At 43.9% G+C, this 237-nt stretch carries 1 protein-coding gene; it reads right to left on the reverse strand.

Going from position 1 to position 237, the window contains the following annotated elements; translation table 11 throughout:
* The coding region (locus ACNG5D_RS16195) for an HYR domain-containing protein (RefSeq protein ID WP_418184555.1) at positions 1-237 on the reverse strand (237 nt) is incomplete at both ends.

Here is a 237-nt window from a genome sequence, read left to right on the forward strand (position 1 = left end):
GGCAGGTGCATCATTAGATATGGATGTTGTGTTACAGTTATCATCCACAGTAGGCGTTCCAAGATTGACATTAGCGGCATCTGTAGAACAGCCATTAGCATCAACATTTACAGATACTGGTGCAGCACAGTTTACAAAAGTCGGATTGATATTATCGGTTACAGTCACAGTTTGCGTACAAGTGGCCGTATTACCAGCACCATCGGTTACGGTCCAAGTGACCGTTGTTTCTCCTAA

It is taken from the genome of Algibacter ulvanivorans, from assembly GCF_048381495.1.
In the GTDB taxonomy this organism is placed as follows: domain Bacteria; phylum Bacteroidota; class Bacteroidia; order Flavobacteriales; family Flavobacteriaceae; genus Algibacter_B; species Algibacter_B ulvanivorans.